3 protein-coding genes are annotated in these 1,540 nt (G+C 71.4%); all 3 read right to left on the bottom strand.

What is annotated here, in order from left to right:
• Positions 1-100: 100 nt before the first annotated feature.
• Complete coding sequence (locus IG62_RS0140865) at positions 101-331, bottom strand: hypothetical protein (RefSeq protein ID WP_030816340.1); 231 nt, start codon at positions 329-331, stop codon at positions 101-103.
• 2 nt (positions 332-333) lie between these two features.
• Positions 334-588, bottom strand: coding sequence for a DUF6400 family protein (locus IG62_RS0140860; RefSeq protein ID WP_030816338.1), 255 nt, complete (start codon positions 586-588; stop codon positions 334-336).
• 307 nt (positions 589-895) lie between these two features.
• Positions 896-1,417 carry a PP2C family protein-serine/threonine phosphatase gene (locus IG62_RS0140855; protein ID WP_078872539.1) on the bottom strand — a complete coding sequence of 174 codons (522 nt, stop codon included), beginning with the start codon at positions 1,415-1,417 and terminating at the stop codon, positions 896-898.
• Positions 1,418-1,540 lie beyond the last annotated feature (123 nt).

Raw genomic sequence — 1,540 nt, 5'->3', positions numbered from 1 at the left:
AGGTGGAGGAGGGGCCGGGGCGGGGTGGGGTCGGTCGGGCGGGCGCTCCGGCTTGTCGGGGTCCTGGAGTGAGGTGCGGTCGGCGGTGGTGGGCCTGCTGTCAGGGGGTGGGGTGGCCGGCTGCGCCGAAGCCGGATTGCCAGGTCCATAGATGGGTGCAGTTGGGGCACTGCAGGTGGAGCACGCTGCCTTTGTTGGAGAGGAGATAGCGCCAGTGGGTCGGGCAGGTGCGGCCGTCGAGGCAGGTTCCGCAGCCCTGGTGGTCCTCGCAGCGGGGGCACGGGATCCAGGCCCGGCGGCCGATGTCGGCGGTGGGGTCGAGCGGCAGCATGCTCAGCCCTGCTCGGAAGGCGGCAGCACGTTGGCGGCGACCAGCATGTCGTAGGTGGCCTGCTGGTCGGCGTCCAGGTCCGAGTAGAGGAGCCGGTGGGCTGCCGCCTCGTCCTCCATCACCGTGAGGGGGTCCCAGGTGTCGCCCAGCGCCGCGACGACTTCGGCCCGCCGTCGGGCTTCGTGGGCGGTGAGGTCGAACTCGAAGATCTCGGACGGCTCGGCTATGTGGTCGTCCGGGGTGTTGCGGTCGTTCATGGTGCGCGTCCATACCACTTGCGGATGATTCGGACGTGTCTATCAAGTGGGGCGGCGCTGAGGAAGCGTCAGGGGGAAAGGCTGGGGCTTATGGGGTGGTTTGTGGGCATATTCAGGGCCATGGGCGCGCGGTCGGTCGGCCGGTGGGAGTGGGGAGGGGTTCCGGTTGGGTGGGTCGGCGGGAGTAGGGGTTCCGGTTGGGGCGTCTATGAGATGACACAGGAGTGCCGTGGCGTCGGTGACGGGGGTTGTTCGGGGCTGATGGGGGCCGTTCGGGCCGTCGATGGGGGGTAGGCGTGGGGCGGCGTCATGGGGCGGCGGGCGGGGGTGCGGGGAGGCGTCGTACGGCGACGGCAGCGGCGTCGTCGCCCAGCTTGCCGCGGGTATGCGCCAGTAGATCCGCTCGCAGGTGCCGCAGAAGCTGGTGCGGGCTGCAGCCGCTCCAGGCGCCGGCACGGTCGGCGAGCGGGTAGAAGGCGCCCTGGGCGTCCCGGGCCTCGGTCACGCCGTCCGTGTAGAGGAGCAGTTGATCGCCCGGCTCGAACGGGAACGTCTCGACCTCGTAGGCGGGGGCGCCCGGCAAGCCGCCCAGACCGATGGGCAGCGCCGGCCGCTCTGGGTGGAGGGTGAGGGCCGCCCCGCCACGTAGGAGCAGGGCGGGGGGATGGCCGCAGGTGATGGTGTGGAGTACGGGCGCGTCGTCGGGGATGTCCAGCAGTGCGACGGTGGCGAACGTCTCTTCGGGGTCGGGGAGGCCGCGGCCCGGGTCGGGGCGGGGAGCGTCGGCGGGCGCGAAGTCGGGGATGGGGCTGGCGGAGAGTTCCGGCAACGGGGTGGGGACGGACGGCGTGGCAGAGGCGGGGTCAGGGGCATGGGAAGGGGCGGGGGTCGGGGCAGGGGCTGTCTCTTATACACATCTGACGCTGCCGACGAAGAGGATAGTGTAGATCTC

The organism is Streptomyces sp. NRRL S-337 (assembly GCF_000720175.1).
Classification (GTDB): Bacteria; Actinomycetota; Actinomycetes; order Streptomycetales; family Streptomycetaceae; genus Streptomyces; species Streptomyces siderophoricus.
Note: the sequence above shows the minus strand (reverse complement) of the source record. Positions and strands in the feature narration are given on the sequence as shown.